General features: G+C 38.7%; 16 protein-coding genes. 11 read left to right on the top strand and 5 right to left on the bottom strand.

From position 1 onward, the window contains the following. Positions 1–47: 47 nt before the first annotated feature. A complete protein-coding gene (murA, locus tag ABVT42_RS13630) occupies positions 48–1,307 on the top strand; it encodes a UDP-N-acetylglucosamine 1-carboxyvinyltransferase (protein ID WP_353896374.1) in 1,260 nt (419 codons plus the stop codon). Positions 1,308–1,332: 25 nt separating this feature from the next. Here murA and ABVT42_RS13625 read toward each other — a convergent pair whose 3' ends face one another. The 3 genes from ABVT42_RS13625 to ABVT42_RS13615 all read right to left on the bottom strand — a co-directional run bounded on the left by ABVT42_RS13625 (position 1,333) and on the right by ABVT42_RS13615 (position 5,140). Continuing rightward, positions 1,333–2,469, bottom strand: coding sequence for a S1C family serine protease (locus ABVT42_RS13625; RefSeq protein ID WP_353896373.1), 1,137 nt, complete (start codon positions 2,467–2,469; stop codon positions 1,333–1,335). A gap of 282 nt (positions 2,470–2,751) precedes the next feature. Then, positions 2,752–4,044: a DUF945 family protein gene (locus ABVT42_RS13620; protein WP_353896372.1), complete on the bottom strand. Its 1,293-nt coding sequence runs from the start codon at positions 4,042–4,044 to the stop codon at positions 2,752–2,754. A gap of 496 nt (positions 4,045–4,540) precedes the next feature. Then, complete coding sequence (locus tag ABVT42_RS13615; protein WP_353896371.1) at positions 4,541–5,140, bottom strand: Z-ring associated ZapG family protein; 600 nt, start codon at positions 5,138–5,140, stop codon at positions 4,541–4,543. 313 nt (positions 5,141–5,453) lie between these two features. Here ABVT42_RS13615 and ABVT42_RS13610 point away from each other — a divergent pair, with 313 nt between their 5' ends. The 3 genes from ABVT42_RS13610 to ruvB all read left to right on the top strand — a co-directional run bounded on the left by ABVT42_RS13610 (position 5,454) and on the right by ruvB (position 8,315). Continuing rightward, positions 5,454–5,819 (top strand): BlaI/MecI/CopY family transcriptional regulator, encoded by a 366-nt coding sequence (locus ABVT42_RS13610; RefSeq protein ID WP_353896370.1) that lies wholly within the window; start codon positions 5,454–5,456, stop codon positions 5,817–5,819. Between the two features lie 56 nt (positions 5,820–5,875). Further along, a complete protein-coding gene (locus tag ABVT42_RS13605; protein WP_353896369.1) occupies positions 5,876–7,135 on the top strand; it encodes a M56 family metallopeptidase in 1,260 nt (419 codons plus the stop codon). Positions 7,136–7,295: 160 nt separating this feature from the next. Then, positions 7,296–8,315 (top strand): Holliday junction branch migration DNA helicase RuvB, encoded by a 1,020-nt coding sequence (gene ruvB / locus ABVT42_RS13600; RefSeq protein ID WP_353896368.1) that lies wholly within the window; start codon positions 7,296–7,298, stop codon positions 8,313–8,315. 27 nt (positions 8,316–8,342) lie between these two features. On the opposite strand, the gene ABVT42_RS13595 is transcribed toward ruvB, so the two are convergent. After that, complete coding sequence (locus ABVT42_RS13595; RefSeq protein ID WP_353896367.1) at positions 8,343–8,759, bottom strand: hypothetical protein; 417 nt, start codon at positions 8,757–8,759, stop codon at positions 8,343–8,345. A 268-nt stretch (positions 8,760–9,027) separates the two neighbouring features. Next, complete coding sequence (locus ABVT42_RS13590; RefSeq protein ID WP_353896366.1) at positions 9,028–9,783, bottom strand: UPF0149 family protein; 756 nt, start codon at positions 9,781–9,783, stop codon at positions 9,028–9,030. Between the two features lie 820 nt (positions 9,784–10,603). Here ABVT42_RS13590 and ABVT42_RS13585 point away from each other — a divergent pair. The 7 genes from ABVT42_RS13585 (at position 10,604) to tolB (ending at position 17,562) form a co-directional block, all read left to right on the top strand. Further along, positions 10,604–12,658, top strand: a complete 2,055-nt coding sequence (locus tag ABVT42_RS13585; protein ID WP_353896365.1) for an alpha/beta hydrolase family protein — start codon at positions 10,604–10,606, stop codon at positions 12,656–12,658. Positions 12,659–12,793: 135 nt separating this feature from the next. Further along, a complete protein-coding gene (locus ABVT42_RS13580) occupies positions 12,794–13,360 on the top strand; it encodes a GNAT family N-acetyltransferase (RefSeq protein WP_353896364.1) in 567 nt (188 codons plus the stop codon). Between the two features lie 182 nt (positions 13,361–13,542). Beyond that, the gene (locus ABVT42_RS13575; protein WP_353896363.1) at positions 13,543–13,956 is read left to right on the top strand and encodes a YbgC/FadM family acyl-CoA thioesterase; all 414 of its coding nucleotides are present in this window, start codon (positions 13,543–13,545) and stop codon (positions 13,954–13,956) included. Next, positions 13,946–14,632: a protein TolQ gene (tolQ, locus tag ABVT42_RS13570; protein WP_353896362.1), complete on the top strand. Its 687-nt coding sequence runs from the start codon at positions 13,946–13,948 to the stop codon at positions 14,630–14,632. The genes ABVT42_RS13575 and tolQ overlap by 11 nt, the downstream gene beginning before the upstream one ends. A 121-nt stretch (positions 14,633–14,753) precedes the next feature. Continuing rightward, positions 14,754–15,188 carry a protein TolR gene (gene tolR, locus ABVT42_RS13565; RefSeq protein WP_353896361.1) on the top strand — a complete coding sequence of 145 codons (435 nt, stop codon included), beginning with the start codon at positions 14,754–14,756 and terminating at the stop codon, positions 15,186–15,188. A gap of 108 nt (positions 15,189–15,296) precedes the next feature. Beyond that, positions 15,297–16,229, top strand: coding sequence for a cell envelope integrity protein TolA (tolA, locus tag ABVT42_RS13560; RefSeq protein WP_353896360.1), 933 nt, complete (start codon positions 15,297–15,299; stop codon positions 16,227–16,229). Continuing rightward, the gene (gene tolB, locus ABVT42_RS13555; RefSeq protein WP_353896359.1) at positions 16,213–17,562 is read left to right on the top strand and encodes a Tol-Pal system beta propeller repeat protein TolB; all 1,350 of its coding nucleotides are present in this window, start codon (positions 16,213–16,215) and stop codon (positions 17,560–17,562) included. The genes tolA and tolB overlap by 17 nt, the downstream gene beginning before the upstream one ends. The last annotated feature ends 41 nt before the right edge of the window (positions 17,563–17,603 follow it).

Genomic DNA, 17,603 nt, shown 5'->3' with positions numbered 1-17,603 from the left:
TGAGATAGTGTAAGACAGCAGACTATTAACTAATATTTGGAGTCCTGATGGATAAATTACAAATTACCGGCGGTAGTAAATTAGACGGTTGCATCCGGATCTCTGGTGCTAAAAATGCAGCACTGCCGATTTTAATGTCAACTTTACTGGCCGAAGGGACAACATCTATCAGTAATGTTCCGCACTTGAATGATGTCACAACAACCTTGGAATTATTGGGCATTTTAGGCAACTCAATGACTTTAGATGAAAAAATGACTGTGCAGGTAGATACCAGCACAATTCATTCATTTGAAGCCCCGTATGAATTAGTCAAGACAATGCGTGCATCAATTCTAGTATTGGGACCATTATTGGCCCGGTTTGGACGCGCCGATGTTTCTTTGCCCGGTGGGTGTGCTATTGGCTCACGACCTGTTGATTTACATATCAAAGGAATGCGCGCCATGGGGGCCGATATTGATGTTGTTGACGGTTATGTCAGAGCGCGAGCCCCCGAAGGTCTTAAAGGGGCGAGAATTTTTATGGACACGGTGAGCGTTACTGGTACCGAAAATATTCTGATGGCTGCCACTTTAGCTAAAGGAACCAGCATTATCGAAAATGCGGCACGTGAGCCTGAAGTAGTGGATTTAGCGAATTGTTTAATTGCCATGGGGGCAAAAATCTCTGGTGCTGGTACAGATATTATTACGATTGAAGGTGTTGATAAATTATACGGGTGTCAACACCAGGTTTTACCTGATCGAATTGAAACCGGGACTTATCTGGTGGCGGCAGCTATCACCGGCGGAAAAGTTCGTTTGAAGGACACCAATCCCGAAATACTTGAAGCCGTAATATTGAAGTTGCAGGAGGCGGGGGCTGAAATTAATACTGGTCCAGACTGGATTGAACTGAATATGCACGGAAAGCGTCCGAAAGCGGTAAATGTAACGACTGCGCCGTATCCTGGATTTCCAACCGATATGCAGGCCCAATTTACGGCAATGAATGTCATTGCTGAAGGGACTGGCATTATTACCGAAACTATATTTGAAAATCGATTTATGCATGTAAGCGAAATGAAGCGTATGGGTGCGGATATTACTATTCAAGGTAATTCGGCAATTTGTCGTGGAGTAAGTGAGATTAGAGCAGCTCAGGTTATGGCGACTGATTTACGAGCATCTGCCAGTCTGGTATTAGCAGGTCTGGTGGCAAAAGGTGACACTTTGGTCGATCGAATTTACCATATCGATCGTGGATATGAGTGTATCGAAGAGAAGCTCCAACTAATGAAAGCTTCAATCAAACGAATCGCCTGATAGACAGGCGATTTGAGCGGTATTGTCAGGTATCTTGCATTTCTTCGAGCTTAACAGGAACGGCAAACTTTTTACCATCTCTAATGATTACAAACTCAACGGTTGCACCAATCGGCGTTCGATAGAACAGGTCGTAAAAATCATTTAGGCTATTGATAATTTCACCGTTATATTCAATGATTAAGTCGGTATAACGGATGCCAGCTTTATCTGCAGGACTATTTAATTCAATTTTATTGACGAAAACGCCTTTACCTTCTTCAACTTCTGGAAAATATTTACTTCTTTCTAAATCAGTTAATTCTCCTGCTGTAATTCCCAGCCAGTTGCGTTTATAACGTCCATCGAGAATGATGCCATTGACAATATCTTTGATTTTATCAATCGGAATGGCATAGTTAATTCCGGTTTGTCCACCACCACGAGAGTTAACTGAAACCTGATTTATTCCGATGATTTCGCCATGTGAATTAATTAATGGACCGCCTGAGTTACCACTGTTAATGGCAGCATCGGTTTGAATTCTCATTTGAGGCAGACCTGTAATTGCACTAACGATACCTAATGAAACAGACTGATTGCTACCGAATGGGCTGCCGATCGCCATAACAATATCGCCAACACGGACATTGCCGGAATTAGCCAGTTTAGCCGGTTTTAAGTCGGGTAAATCCGTTTTTAGTATGGCAATATCGGTGGTCCTGTCAAATCCAACTAAGTCAACCAGTCTGCGTCTGCCATCATAAAAGTTAGCACTAATTTGATCTGAGTTCATGATGACATGATAGTTGGTGACGATGTAACCGTTTTCAAGAATAATACCCGAGCCAAAACCAACACCCAGATCGAGAATTTTAGAATTGGCGTCTGAGTGATAGTTATCACGAATTCTTTTTGGTCGAAATACCGTGATGCTGACAACTGATGGATACGTTTTTTGAACGGCATCGGCGAAAGAAATGTCCTCAACCTGCAAATGCGGATCGGCTTGTTGATGCTGCAGTTCGATGCGATGTTGTTGATAAAAATCCCACATACCCTGGACTGATTGCCAGTTAAAAGGGAGTTTGCTCTCAGGCATAAAAAATAGAATTAATGCGCCAATGAATATACCCCAAAAAATAGATTTAATAATAAAAACGAGATTATTGATAATTTGCATAGCGTTTAGCCGTATTCTTTTAATTGTTGCTGGGGATTGGCGATTCAATTCCAATGGTAAGCACTGTTATCTTTTACTGCAAGTTTACTTTCGTTATTACCGTGAGAAGCGGTGAAAAATATGGTTTTTAGATAACATCCGGTAGGTTTTAAGGCGAAAATGATTGCTTTTGAGGAAAAAAACATAATTATCAATACGATGATATTTAAGCGTGAACATTAGTTATGGTGCGCATTCAATATCATCATATTGATGTGTAGTATTAAAATTGTTACTTATTCTCTAAAACATACCTAAAGGTATTGGTTGATTATTGAGTAATGCTTGTCCATTTTTAAAACTGAATTGATAAGTCAAGTTATCATTTTCACGCTTTAAATATTGTTGCGAAACCAACTGCTCAATATTGGCAGCCATGCCTAGCTCATTAAAAAATACTTCTGGTGCATAACCACTGGCTGTTGCATTAATAGCTGTTATCATGGTCATCGGGTTATTGGCGTCATAAATTTGCTGGTCAAACTGAACTTGTAATTGATTGTTCAATTTGCCTGAAGTCGTTGTTGCGCCAAGCTGAGTAATTTTAATAATTGGATTTTTAGCGATTAAGGCAGGCAACATGTCTTGAAACTGTACTGAAGATTGCATTGGATCGACCGTGCCAGCTTGAACTTTGGTGAGTAGCTCACTTATCGCTTGAGAGGTCTTAGTGTCAAAATTTTCAATTTGAAAATTAAAATTAAAATCTTCAAACTTTTGAAAAGCCGATTCGATTAACTGACTGGAAAGTGCAAATTTAAATCCGACAGTTTCAAGATTGGCATCAGATTGCGCATTGAGTTTCATATTCTTGAATGTCAGTTTTTCTGTGGGATCATTGCCAGATGCCACCATCGACTCAATGGATAAGTCCATCATTCCAGCAAAGATGGCATTCGGACTGAACATCTCTCCGGTAACTAGTGTCATATCAATATTAGTTGAGGATTTCTCTATTGCAATTTGTTGATTCAACTCATCTTTTAAAGATATTCCGCCCCAAGAGGATTGTCCTTTTAATTGACCATCTGGTGTTACTGTCAGTAAGCTTGTACCTTGTTTAACTTCAACCTCAAACTGGTTATCAATAATTTTAAAAGGCAATAATTCTAGATGAATCTTACTCGATAAATCAAAGCTGGTACGCGAAGTAATTGATAACGGCTCTTTGTTAGAGGTATTGACTTTATTTAATTGCTGCTGAATGTCTGCTGGGAATTCAAAGCTTATTGAGCTATCGACTAACCCAAAACCTAAACCATTTGTCCGCCACAGCAGTGGGCCATGTTGCAGGTTTTGAATTAATTGCAATTCAAATGGTGATTGCTCTTGTTCATTAAATGGTAAAACGGGTGTTATCTTCACTTTCGCATCAGAAGTTAACCAGCCTTTGTTGAATGCTGTAATTTCAATGTGGTAAGTGGGATCGGCATTCATGTTATCAATCAATATACGGTATTCAGTTTCCACTTTTAAGCCGATTAAAAATGGCGTAATTAAAACCAACGCCAAAATGATGATGATGAGTTTTTTCATTAAATAGTCTCTTGATAATTCAAATTCAAATGCCGAATTTGTCTGGGTTATATTGGCTCAAAAACCGATTATAGGCCGGCAAATTCTAGCATAATCTTCAAATGAACACTGCAAAAGAATATTCTTAAATTGAAGGTGTTAACAATTTTGTTGGGTGATTGAATTATTTATTGATTTATTTTAGGTAGACCAGCGTTAATAAATCGGTATAGTCAAAAGTAACAGCCTGATAGATAGGTGATAAATGTAGATAGATGATAAATAGAGTTGATGCGAATAGCCCACAAGCAACTAAGTGAAGAGTCGCGAGAATAAATATTTGTTAGCTTGTGCCAAATGTTAGAGCCGTCAGTAAGATAGTAGCCATTACGATACAAGTCACTGCAACATTAGCTAGCACAACGTTAGCAAGCACAACGGCCGTGACTACTATTCAAGATGATATCAAATTCGTGGATAAATGCTCTGTTAGTCGATAATCAGCCATAATTGAGGCTTAAGATTGATTTTTGACGTTTTCGTCGTTCAGACTATTATGGTTAATAACCCCTTTTGCTTTGACGGCATAATCTAGTGCAGGACCTGCGGGATCCTTTTTGTCCTCTTTGGCAGAACCAATATCAACAACTTTTGATGTATCCAATGTTTCTTCGGCGGATTCATCTTCTTCTTTTGGTTGATTGCGGTATTCGTGAGCATTATACATCCGGTTAGAATCAAATAACTGATTAGATGCTGTGTTTTGCTCATGAACTGGGTTTGGCGTAGGTGGTAAACTTTCTGCACTAACTTTTTGCTGTTCTTTCGCATTTTGCGGTAGCAGTTGAAAAGTTGAAGAAGCACATAATTGGTTCGAGCTTTTGGCTATGTGATCATATAGCGATTGATAACTGTCAGAAACCTGATTAAACAGATCAGCCGTTTTTTCAAAGTGGTTGGTAACTTTATTACGGAATGCATCGAGTTCATCCTGTTTTTCTTTTAGTGAATTTTCTAAACGGCTTTTTTCCTGAACAGAGCCAGAAATATTTCGGCCAATTAAAAAGCCGATAAAGCCTGCTACCGCAGCCGTAATTAACACATATAGATATTCCATAACGCTTCCCAAATTAAATTACCAGTGACCCTTTAAATATATAACAGATAGTAAAATGAGTCGAATAGCATTTAGTTAAATTTGACGCCTGTCATATTTTATTTATTTTCATTTTCCTCTTGCTTTTAATGATTACATGTGTAATCCTTGGTTTTAGATTACAAGTGTAATTAGAAAAGAAGCGCTATTATCTAATGCTGTATTGTGAAGCGTTGAGAAGCTTTCGCTGTAAAAAGGCCTTTTTTAGAGATAGCTAGCATGATGAGTAAAATTATTTTTAGCATAAATATTAACCCAAATCAGACAGTAAGTTATGAATAAAATCAGTGATTCAGAAAAAGTAATTATGGATATTTTGTGGCAATCATCGCCGCTGACCGCTCTTGAAATTATCGATAAAATCGATGCTGAGTTAAATTGGCAAGATAAAACGATAAAAACTTTGATCAATCGGTTGCTTAAAAAAGAAGCAATTGGTTTTAAAAAGCAAGGACGAATTTATCATTATTTTCCGGTATTACAGCAGGACGCATACATTCAGTCGGCAACAACAGGTTTTTTGCAAAGAGTCTTTGGTGGTAGCGTAACCAATTTGGTTGCCGCTTTTGCTAAACATGAGCAGTTATCCGATAAAGATATTCAAGAATTAAAAGCATTATTAAAAAAACTTGAGAAGTAATGGGTAATTCAACAATTGCTTGGCATTGCCGTTGAACGGACTGAGGAGAAAAAATAGTGACACCGCTACTTGCTTTTATAATGATGAAAGGTCTTGGTTTAAGTTTATTAATATTACTTTTGGGGATTTTTCGCAAGGCTATTGCTCGTTGGTTAACGCCTAAAGTTGCATATCAAGTCTGGTGGGTGATTCCAGTTTATTTATGTGTTCCCGCTCATTGGGGGATTTGGCATAGTGCGCCACTGAATGAATCAATGATGACCTTTTGGGCACAACTGTCGCTTCAACAAGAAGGTTTTTCTATCAATCAATCGAATACTGTTTCATTTTTTGTAGAATGGTGGGTACTAATTTGGAGTGCCGGTGCGGCAATTACGTTTAGTTTATTTGTTTTTCGATATGATGTATTAAAGCGCTCGTTCTCAAATTTATCAAATACGGCTGTTAGTACCTTAGTCGAAAAAGTTGCAGTGGAAATATTGTCTGATAATGAAGACTTTTCTGATCAACATAAAAGTAAGCTAACAACGAATAAACATTCAAAAACTCGACTCAAGTCACTTAAAATTGTACATAGCCATTTACTCAGTATGCCTGCCGTAGTCGGAATAATTAACACCTATCTCATTTTGCCAAAAAATTTTAGTGAATATAGCCCCAAACAGCAGCGAATTATATTAAGTCATGAATTGATGCATATTCGTCACGGCGATCTCCGTTGGAATTTGCTGAAAATGATCATCAAGATTCTCTTTTGGTTTAATCCATTGGTCTATTGGGGGGAAAAACAATTTGAAGCAGCTCAGGAAGTTGCTTGTGACTATCGTGTCATGCAAAAAATTGGATTAACTGAAGCGGGTTATTATGGCCGTGCTTTGGTGAATGCAATCAGTGGTTCTCATACACATCCGTTAATTAGCCACTGGAAAAATCAATCATTGTTAAAGGAGCGATTAAATATGTTAAAAAGTAAATCAACTAAAACTCGGCACACCGTTTTGGGCTTATTATTCGGTGCTGTGACGTTAACCTGTGTCAGCGGCTTTTCGATAGCTGAGGTCGAAGATAGTCATATTATTCCGGTTAATATCGTTAACCCCAGCTATCCGAGAAGTGCAGCTGAAAATAATATTGAAGGGTATGTTCAATTTGAATACAGTATCGATCACGATGGCAATCCCTATGATTTAAAGGTGCTTCAGTCGGTTCCGGCTGGTGTCTTTGACGAGGCTGCATTTGCGGCACTTAAGCAGTGGAAATTTCCAGCTAAAGAAGAGTTTAATGTGCGATATACCATGCAGTTTGTGATGCAATAAAGGTTTATACGCATTATTGTTTAATCTATCTGTATATAGACTACCAGCGATATCGATCAGTTCAGAAATGGGCTGGTCGATTAAACATTACTGGTAGATGAGTTAAACTTTGCGCTAAAATACTACTTAAATAACTAGATATTACAATTTACTTTTTAACATGATTGAAACTGACCGAATAATAAGTGCAAGCAGCCAGGGGACCGAAGAGCAGGTTGATCGCGCAATTCGCCCCAAAAAACTCTCTGACTATGTAGGTCAGGCAAAAGTCAGAGAGCAGATGGATATTGCGTTTCAGGCTGCACGCCAACGCCAAGATGCATTAGATCATACGCTAATATTTGGACCGCCAGGTTTAGGTAAAACCACTTTAGCAAATATCATCGCTAATGAAATGGCAGTTAATATTCGTCATACATCGGGACCCGTGCTGGAAAAAGCCGGTGACTTAGCTGCTTTATTAACCAATCTTGAAGAAAACGATGTCTTATTTATTGATGAAATTCATCGCTTAAGTCCAATGGTTGAGGAAATTCTCTATCCCGCGATGGAGGATTATCAACTTGATATTATGATCGGCGAAGGTCCGGCAGCTCGTTCGATTAAACTGGATTTGCCTCCCTTTACTTTGGTTGGTGCAACCACACGAGCAGGGTTGTTGACCTCTCCCTTACGCGATCGATTTGGTATCGTGCAGCGTTTAGAGTTTTATGATATTGATGATTTAACCGCAATTGTGGAAAGGTCGGCCAATATTATTGGGTTGATTATTGATTCGGCAGGCGCTCGTGAAATCGCTCGTCGCTCGCGAGGTACACCGCGTATTGCTAATCGTTTATTACGCAGGGTTAGAGATTATGCTGAAGTAAAGTCTGATGGCGTTATTTCCCAGCAAATAGCTGACTTAGCCCTCAACTTGCTTGATGTTGATAATCATGGTTTTGACAATATGGATCGCAAGTTACTACTGGCAATCATTGAGAAATTTGATGGTGGGCCGGTTGGGCTTGATTCACTGGCCGCAGCAATTAGTGAAGAACGCGACACTATTGATGATGTGCTGGAACCATTTCTTATTCAACAAGGGTTTATTCATCGTACGCCACGTGGACGAGTTGCCACGAAACTGGCGTATCAGCATTTCGGTATTAAACCCGTCGCAGGGGATTTATTTGACTAATCTCAGATAAATTTTAATCATTATGCGCTATTGAGCTTTTTTAGGGGGAGTGCCTGCTTCGATTAATTTTGCCTTGTTTACTCTAAATGGTGTGCCCCACTGATAGACAGTCATAACGTCTGTTGCTTTTTCGCCATTAAATTGAATATGGGCATTATCTTGTTTAAATTCTTCGGCAAGATTGATTGGTAATAATTTTTCGCCATCTTGGGTGATAATGCCAAAAAATCCACCTTCGTGAGAAAAATATTTTACGGTTCCTTGCAGGTTAAGCACGGGTTGCATGTCAGATGTCTCCGAACTGTTTTGTTTAACTTTAGGTGTCGCGTTAACACTTGTTGGCTGTTTCTCACCTGTTTTACCAAGCGAATCTGAGGATTGTTGACAAGCGGTTAAAGCGAATATTGACAGTGATATCAGAATCAGTAGTTTGCCGTATTGCATCGGATTTTATACCTTATGTTTATTATTTTTATGCCAATATTATTTTTATGGCAACTACCTAGTTTGCTTTATTGTTTTTTAACCCAGTACTCAATTGTCTCAACTATAAATTAAATTGTCTAATAAAGGTATGTGATAAATGCCTATTTTAGATATCTGCTCAATAGAAATAAGTTTAGAATAATCGTTAACCTTTTCAAGGTGCTAAGATTTTCAATTTAAACCGTAGCAATTATTTAGGTTGCTATTGAAATTGAAACGGTTAAATCTAATGTAAACAGCACTTCTTAAATTTTTTACCACTCCCACAAGGACACAAGCTATTTCGCCCAACACTGCGACTGGCACTTTTAATTGGCAAGTGTTGGGTTGGTTTGATTTGGGCCGCATTGTCAGTAGTGCTCAGGTTGCTATCTGAATTTAGATTGTCGTCAGAAGCTTGAGAGAGATCTTTTCCAAGCATACCTACCGCAGATATCAGTGTAGGCAGCGATTTAAAACACTCTTTAATGTCAGGCAATTGATTGTAAAGAATTGGCTCATTATCAGCTAAGGCTTTTTCATCGATAAAGCGAGCCAGAATAATATTTAAAACAGACAAACTCCTGCTGGCGTGTGAATCGTCATCGGGTAAGTATTTTTGCCAAACCTGTGAAAGCCAAGTGTTGCCAGCCAGATAACCCCGACAAAATTCTTTCAGTGCTTTATTGGCCTTACTGGTTGCGGTTAACGCTAATTTGTCAGGTAAGGTGATTTTTTGCCCATGGTCAAAAATAGTCAAACAATCATTCCACCAACCGACGAGATTGCTGCTAAAGGTTTTAATTTGCTCTTTTGATTCAAATTCGGGCGGTAACGTCGGGTCTTGGCGAATTCGGTCCATCCATTCCGCGGGTGGTATTTCTTCGGGGCTGGTAGCCACCGCAGTAATCAGTCCCAAACATTCGTAGAGTCCATTAAAAGCATTTTTAATAGAGGGATGATTAAAACAGATTTCAATTTCTTTCTGATTAAAATTTGACATTTAGTACTCGCCAGATAACTTGTAACAACTTAATTTATCATTAATCAGCAAATTTAACTTTGATGGAAGTATATTTTTTACGAATTATTTTATATCCATATTTCAATTGTATATTGCTGTTGTCATATTCTATCTATCTTGTCAGCTTAAAGATAGTTATAAACTAAAAACACGGTTTATGCCTGTCGTCTAAACCAATTGTGCTAGTATTTATCTCAGTAAAAAATGTATGATGTCAGTTATCCCTATTCCTTATAATGAATTATCTAACAGAATGGATGTTTTTATAAGCATGAATCGATCAAAGTCTGACAATGACTGCTTTAATTTGTTATATTGCTTTTGGTAATCGAATATCGGTGTTGCTTAGTATTCTAGTTTTGATGAGGTTATTAATGTTGCCAAGTGGAATAGCGGTTGATTAAAAAATGCTGCGTATAGGCTTTTGCAAAGCTATTCAAGTTAGCACGAAATCTTAAACGCTTAGACCGTATTAACCACTTAAAAAAGAGATTAAAAAAGCCTAAGTTGTAATCAACACCAAGTTATTATTACCTAAGTGTATTAGTAATCCAGGGAATCACGCGATTAGAAAATAATATTATGCCAAGATTGGCGCAATATATAACCTAATTAAGAATGTGTTACCTAATGATGTATAAATAACCAATATAGAATTAATTTATCTGTTGAAATGATTAATCAGTTGAATTAGGAAAAACAGATTTTAAAAATTATTTCAATATTGGTAATCAAAATTTACACGGACTGCGTTATCAAAATATATTTTTGTAAAAAGATAAAAAATTTCGGGGGTGTCATGAAAAAAACAACAATCAGCCTGTTTGCTTTTGTTATTTATATTACAGGGTTTAACTTATTTGCAGAGGAAAGTCGAACATTAACTTTAGCGCAAACGGTTCAAATAAAATCAGTTGGGCAAAGTACAATATCACCTGATGGAAAGTATATTGCTTACACGCTCAATATTCCTCGAGAAGTTTATAAAGCTAAAGATGGTGGTCGATATGCTGAACTCCATGTGGTCAATCAGCAAGGTGAATCGCGTCAGTTTATCACTGGAAAAGTGAATGTTTCGGCTATTCAATGGGATAAAAAAAGTCACTTTATTTACTATCTGGCAAAACGCAATGATGATAAATATAAATCGGTATATCGAATTGCCGTTGATGGTGGTGAGTCTGAAAAAATTGTATCAACAAATGCTGATATTAATGCTTACACACTAAACCATAGCGATCAGAAGCTGGTTTATTTGGCAAAGAAGAAAAAAGATAAGCATGATAAAAAACTTAAAGAAAAAGGTTTTAATGCAAAAATATATGAAGAGTCGGTCGAAAATACCTTGATTTATCAAGTTGATTTAACCAACTTGGAAAAACAGCATGAAAAAATTTTACTAGATTGGCATGTTATTTCCGCTGAATTTCATCCCAAAAAAGATCAGTTATTGCTTCAGGTAGCGCCTTCTTCCTTGATTGATGATCAATATACCAAGTCACAATATAAAATTTTCGATTTAGCGGGCAAACAAAAAGTACATTTTAAATCAACTGGCAAACTGGGGGCTGCTCAATGGTCCAAAGATGGCAAGTATGTTGCCTTTATTGGTGCGGTTGATAAAAACGATCCTGCGGCAGGTCGACTCTTTGTTGGAGATGTAAAGTCAGGACGTATTTCTGAGCCCGTTAAAAACTATATGGGGCATGTAAAAGGGGTGCAGTGGTTATCTGATTTTGAACTGGCTTATTTAGGCCATGTTGGTACACAAAGCGAAGTTGCGGTTGTTAATATTGATAGCGGTAACATTAAAACCAAAGTGCCAGCAGGAGAGGTGGTCATTACTTCGCTTGATAGTGATTCGTCGGGAAAAGCATTAATCGGGGTTGGGAGTAGTGATAAATATCCAGCTGAAGTTTTTGAACTTTCCAGTGGTAAAAATTCTCGTTTGACAGTAACTAATCCACAATTAAGTAAAATCAAGTTACCCGAACAGCAAACTATTACTTATAAAGCGCGAGATGGTCTCGATTTGCAAGGTGTATTAATTTATCCATTAAATTACAAAAAGAAAAAACGCTATCCATTGATTATGATGGTACATGGTGGTCCGGAAAGTCATATTAGCGATGCTTGGCTAGATCGTTACAGTTATCCGGTAAAGTATGCCGCAGAGCAAGGGTTTGCTGTATTTTTACCGAATTATCGAGGAAGTACTGGTCGTGGTGTCGAATTTTCAAAACTGGGACAAGCCGATTATGCCGGTGCAGAATTTAATGATTTAGTTGATGCGATTACTCATTTGTCAGACATAGGACTGGTTGATAAAAAGCGCGTGGGCATTACGGGCGGTTCATATGGTGGATATGCATCGGCATGGGGAGCGACAGCATTAAGTGAGCACTTTGCTGCCAGCGTGATGTTTGTGGGAATTGCTAACCAGTTATCTAAATTTGGAACAACAGACATTCCACAAGAGATGCACGATGTACACGCGCGGAATTATCCTTGGGAAAGATGGCAATGGATGCTTGAGCGAAGCCCGATTTTTCATACCGATAAAGCCAAAACCCCATTACTGATTTTGCATGGCGAAAAAGATACGCGAGTTCATCCTAGCCAATCGATGGAGCTTTATCGGTATATAAAAACTCGTACCGATACACCTGTTAGACTGGTGCTTTATCCAAATGAACCTCATGGTAATCGGCGAGTTGCTGCGCAGCTTGATTATTCTATGAGACTGATGCGCTGGATGAGTTTCTATTTACAAGGTGATAATAAAGGTAAAGCGATCCCACCTTATCAAATTCAGCATATCGATGAAATCAAGCGTCTAGAAAAGGAAGACTAACTATCTTATATACTTTGCTATAATGCAAATGATGATTAATTAAGCAGTTATTGAAAATCAATTATCGATAATCAATAAATCCCTCTGCACTGTGGAGGGATTTATTGATAGTTTACTCCGCAAAAAGAGTGATTTATGGAATCACAACCAATTAAATTCATATCTGCGCTTAGTGATACGCAACTTGATGCTGCTCGCGAAATATTCAAAGCTTATGAAAGTTCTGTTAACGCTTGTCAATGTTTTCAGAATTTTACCCATGAATTGAACAACTTAGCTGACTATTATCACTTTCCTATGGGTGAGATATGGCTGGCCATTTCGCAAGAACAGTCAAATCATGATTTATCCAGTTCGCCGAAACTACCATCCGTTTTACCCAAAAATGAGTATCAAGAGAAGCTATTCAATACATCGCTGGTTGCAGGGTGTATTGCACTTAAGCCTGTTGGCAATGAGGCTGGTGAAATAAAGCGTCTCTTTGTCAAACCTTCATTCCGGGGAATGTCTATTGGCCAACGATTATTGAAAAAGCTGGTTTTAAGTGCACAATCAAAAGGCATGAAGCAACTTGTTTTAGAGACTGTCCCGCAATTTGCCAGTGCAATTAAAATCTATCAAAGTTTTGGATTCGAACTTCAAGAACCCGATAGAAAATATCAATTGAATGAAATTATGCATTGGAAATTAACTATCGGCTAGGAGAATGTAGTTAATTATTATACTGTTCAAAATACTAAAAATTAAATAATTTTCAATTGCTTAACATCATTTCCTGAGAAATTACTCAAAATTGTAAGAATTTTTCCGATTGTGGTTAAATTTTTGTGGCTATTTAGTTATAGTTCTGTCCTTAAATAAGAAAGACAAAACCGATATCTTAAATGTCGACTGAATTTATTTGGCCTGTAAGGGTCTATTTTGAAGATACTGACGCGGGTGGTGTGGTTTATCATGCCAACTATTTAAAGTATTTTGAGCGTGCCAGAACTGAGTGGTTTAACCATTTAGGAATTGATCAGGCGTTATTAATGCGGCGTAATACTGTGTTTGCGGTTGGTCATATCGATATTGATTTCATTAAACCTGCCAGGCTCAATGAGCGGCTGGCTGTTATAAGCGTCATTTCGAAATCAAAAGGGGCTAGTTTTATTACTGAACAACAATTATTCCGCGAAAATGATCGGGAAAATATACTTTGTCGAGCTAATGTCCAAATCGTCTCTCTGAATCTGGATTCGTTTACCCCCTGTCGTTTACCGGCAGAAGTTAAAGAGGAGCTGCAGCGTGTCAGCTGATATGTCAATTCTAAATCTGTTTTTGCAAGCCAGTGTCGTTGTACAAATTGTCATGATTGGTTTATTGCTGTTATCCATCATTTCTTGGGGAATGATTATTGAGCGTAGTCGCAGTTTAAAATCGGCGATGTCACTTGGTAGTAAGTTTGAAGAGCGTTTTTGGTCTGGAATTGACTTGAACAAACTTTACAATGATTTAACCAGCCATCAGACACACCCAAAAGGTATGGAGCTCATTTTTCTGGCTGGCTACCGTGAGTTCGCGCGACTGCGCAAACAGGCGGGCACCTCGGCTCAGGCTGTGATGGATGGTACGCATCGTGCCATGCGGGTAGCTTACTCGAGAGAAATTGATAAAGTTGAAGTCAATTTATCTTTTTTAGCAACGGTCGGTTCAACGACGCCCTATGTTGGATTATTTGGTACTGTTTGGGGCATTATGAATTCATTTATTGCTTTAGGTTCAGTGAAACAGGCGACCTTATCGATGGTTGCGCCAGGTATTGCTGAAGCATTAATTGCGACAGCAATGGGGTTATTTGCGGCAATTCCCGCAGTAATTGCCTACAACCGGTTTACTCATCAGGTACAGCGAATCGAAACACAATATGAAAATTTTGTAGAAGAGTTTTCTGGTATTTTACATCGTAAAGCCCATAGCAGCGCGACGGCTTAATGGTAAACCTTTTATTAACTGGGTATTGTCAATTTTAATGTTTTGACGAAATTTTGCGCGACTAGTTAAATAACAAATTAACAAATTACAAGATGAACTCAATGCCGAGTGAAATGAAAATATGAACAGCTCACCGATTATACGCAAAAATAAACGTCGTCCTATGGCAGAAATAAATGTTGTGCCATATATCGATGTCATGCTGGTGTTGCTTGTTATTTTTATGATTACTGCACCGTTAATCACTGCGGGCGTTAAAGTCGATCTACCTGAAGCAGCGGCAGAACCAATACCTGCCGATCAAGAGCCTCCACTTATTGCAAGTATTGATGCTAGTGGTAATTATTATTTATCGGTTGGTGATAGTGCTGATCAGGCGCTAGAAGCACACCAACTGGTAGAACTGGTTATTGCTCATCGCAAAGTTAATCCAAATACACAAATTATGATTAATGGCGATAAAACGGTTGCATACGATAAAGTTGTTCAACTGATGGTTTTATTACAAACCGAGGCGGGCATTGAGTCGATTGGACTGATGACCGATCCGGAGTAGTCCATTAATCAAATAAATTATTTCAAGCAGTAAACACGATGAATTAATAAATTCAATTTAATATTAATCACTCACATATAACATCAGTCGATAAAAAGTCAGGAAATAATGAAGTTAAAGTTAGCCATACTCATCTCTGTCATAGCTCATGTTGGGCTGATTGCGTTATTGGTGGTTAATTATAAATTTTCAAAAGTTGAACTCAAACAATCTAGTGCGCCGGTTACGCAAATTAATGTTAAAGCAATCAATAGCCAACGAATTGAGCAACTGGTAAAAAATATAAAAGATGAAAAGTTGGAACAACAGCGTAAAGAAAAAAAACGATTGGAAGACTTAAAAAAAGCGGAACAAGAAGCACAACGTAAACGTAAAGAGGAAGAACGTAAGGCCAATGAAGCTCGATTAAGACAAGAGCAGGCTGAACAAAAAAGAAAAGAAGAAGAGAGTAAAGCGGCGGATTTAAAGAAGAAAAGAATCGCCGAAGAGCAAGAGCGAAAGCGTCAGGCTGAAGCAGAGAAAAAGCAAAAAGAAGCGGCTGAGAAAAAACGTAAAGCTGAAGCTGAAGCCAAACGCAAAGCCGAAGCAGAACGAAAACGAAAAGAAGAAGAGCGTAAACGCAAAGCACGTGAAGAAGCCGAACGAAAGCGCAAAGAAGCTGAAGAAAAAGCGCGTCAGGAAGCTTTGGAGCGCGAAATGCAAGCGCAGATGGAAGCTGAAGCCGCCGAGTTACAGGCTGCTCATCATGCACAGGTGATGAATGAAGTTGATAAATATATTACCTTGATTCAAGGCATTATAAAGCGTAACTGGATTGAACCTGAGCAGTTAGGTATGTGTAAATTTAAAATTAAAATTGCACCTGGTGGATTAGTTATTGATGTTAATGTGGTCGAAGGTGGTACGCAACACTGCGATTCGGGTCGGCGAGCGATCTACAAGTCTGAACCTTTGCCGCTGTCGAAAGATCCCGATGTATTTGAGCAACTCAAATCAATTAATTTAACTTTAGATAATCGAGACAATGAAGCAAAAAATTAACCAATTATTAAGGTTTATCATCATTTTCTGGCTGGGAATGCAAACTTTACAGGCTGAAATTAATATCGTTATTACTTCCGGCATGGATAGTGCCAGACCAGTGGCTGTTTTACCTTTTTCTTTTAAAGGCATTGCTGATCGACCAACCGAAGATATCGGTGCCATTATTGCTGCCGATTTAAGACGCAGTGGCCGATTTAACCCTATGGCACGTCATTTGTTGTTACAGCAAGTGGACAGCGCAGAAGCCGTCAATATTAGTCTTTGGCGTGAAAAAGGCATTGAGGCAGTTGTTGTTGGCCGTATTGTTGAGCAGGCTGATGGGCGGTTTGATATTAGTTATGCGCTTATCGATGTTTATATGCAAGAGCAAGAACTGGTCAATGGTGAGTTAGTTAAAGCGAATCGTCAGGTGCTTGATGAATATCGTGCAATCGTTAAACCTAACGATTTACGTTTTCATGCTCATCGTATCGCTGATAGAATTTACTTGAAACTGACCGGTGAACGCGGCGCATTTGCGACACGAATTGCTTATGTAAGCGTTGATAAAACCCGGGCCAAACCATACAGTCTCATGGTTGCCGATTCAGATGGATTTGCACCTCAAATAATTTTCCAGAGTACTCAACCCATTATGTCGCCCGCCTGGTCTCCAGATGCAAAGCAAATGGCTTATGTTTCCTTTGAAAATGGTCGCTCACAAGTATTTATTCAAGATATTTATAAAGCTAACAGCCGTAAGCGTATCGCGGCTTTTGAAGGAATTAATGATTCTCCCAGTTATTCGCCCGACGGGCGACGCTTAGCGATTACTTTATCTCGTGATGGCAATAGTGAAATCTATGTGATGGACTTACTTAGCCAACGTTTCTCACGAATTACCAATAATCCCAACTCAATCGAAACCGAAGCTAGTTGGACACCTGATGGTCAGTCACTGTTGTTTACTTCAGATCGAGGCCGTGGGCCACAAATTTATCGCCAAAATCTTGCTAGCAGTCGGGCACAACGCATTACCTGGGAAGGCAACTATAATGCCAGTGCTTCACTAACGCCAGATGGCAAAACGATGGTGTTTATTAACCGAACTAATGGTATATTCCACGTTGCGGTGCAAGACACTGAAACCCGAGCAATGCAGACTTTAACCGAGACTTCTTTAGATGAATCACCTAGTCTTGCGCCTAATGGCAGCATGGTGATCTATGCTACAGTGTACGGAAATCGGCGGGTACTTTCAGTAGTTTCGACTGATGGACGCTTTAAAGCACGTTTACCATCACGTGAAGGAGAGGTTAAGGCTCCCGTCTGGTCGCCTTTTCTAAATTGATGAAAGTCACGCTTTTTTGAAAATGTCATTGTTAATGACTA

This window comes from Aliikangiella maris, from assembly GCF_040719265.1.
Lineage (GTDB): Bacteria > Pseudomonadota > Gammaproteobacteria > Enterobacterales > Kangiellaceae > Aliikangiella > Aliikangiella maris.
Note: the sequence above shows the minus strand (reverse complement) of the source record. Positions and strands in the feature narration are given on the sequence as shown.

Coding starts and splice junctions, on each gene's coding strand:
- tolB (WP_353896359.1), top strand. CDS start 16,213: ATGAAGCAAAAAATTAACCAATTATTAAGGTTTATCATCATTTTCTGG.
- ABVT42_RS13625 (WP_353896373.1), bottom strand. CDS start 2,469: ATGCAAATTATCAATAATCTCGTTTTTATTATTAAATCTATTTTTTGG.
- ABVT42_RS13585 (WP_353896365.1), top strand. CDS start 10,604: ATGAAAAAAACAACAATCAGCCTGTTTGCTTTTGTTATTTATATTACA.
- ABVT42_RS13590 (WP_353896366.1), bottom strand. CDS start 9,783: ATGTCAAATTTTAATCAGAAAGAAATTGAAATCTGTTTTAATCATCCC.
- ABVT42_RS13615 (WP_353896371.1), bottom strand. CDS start 5,140: ATGGAATATCTATATGTGTTAATTACGGCTGCGGTAGCAGGCTTTATC.
- ABVT42_RS13575 (WP_353896363.1), top strand. CDS start 13,543: ATGTCGACTGAATTTATTTGGCCTGTAAGGGTCTATTTTGAAGATACT.
- ABVT42_RS13610 (WP_353896370.1), top strand. CDS start 5,454: ATGAATAAAATCAGTGATTCAGAAAAAGTAATTATGGATATTTTGTGG.
- ruvB (WP_353896368.1), top strand. CDS start 7,296: ATGATTGAAACTGACCGAATAATAAGTGCAAGCAGCCAGGGGACCGAA.
- ABVT42_RS13580 (WP_353896364.1), top strand. CDS start 12,794: ATGGAATCACAACCAATTAAATTCATATCTGCGCTTAGTGATACGCAA.
- ABVT42_RS13620 (WP_353896372.1), bottom strand. CDS start 4,044: ATGAAAAAACTCATCATCATCATTTTGGCGTTGGTTTTAATTACGCCA.
- ABVT42_RS13595 (WP_353896367.1), bottom strand. CDS start 8,759: ATGCAATACGGCAAACTACTGATTCTGATATCACTGTCAATATTCGCT.
- murA (WP_353896374.1), top strand. CDS start 48: ATGGATAAATTACAAATTACCGGCGGTAGTAAATTAGACGGTTGCATC.
- tolR (WP_353896361.1), top strand. CDS start 14,754: ATGAACAGCTCACCGATTATACGCAAAAATAAACGTCGTCCTATGGCA.
- tolA (WP_353896360.1), top strand. CDS start 15,297: ATGAAGTTAAAGTTAGCCATACTCATCTCTGTCATAGCTCATGTTGGG.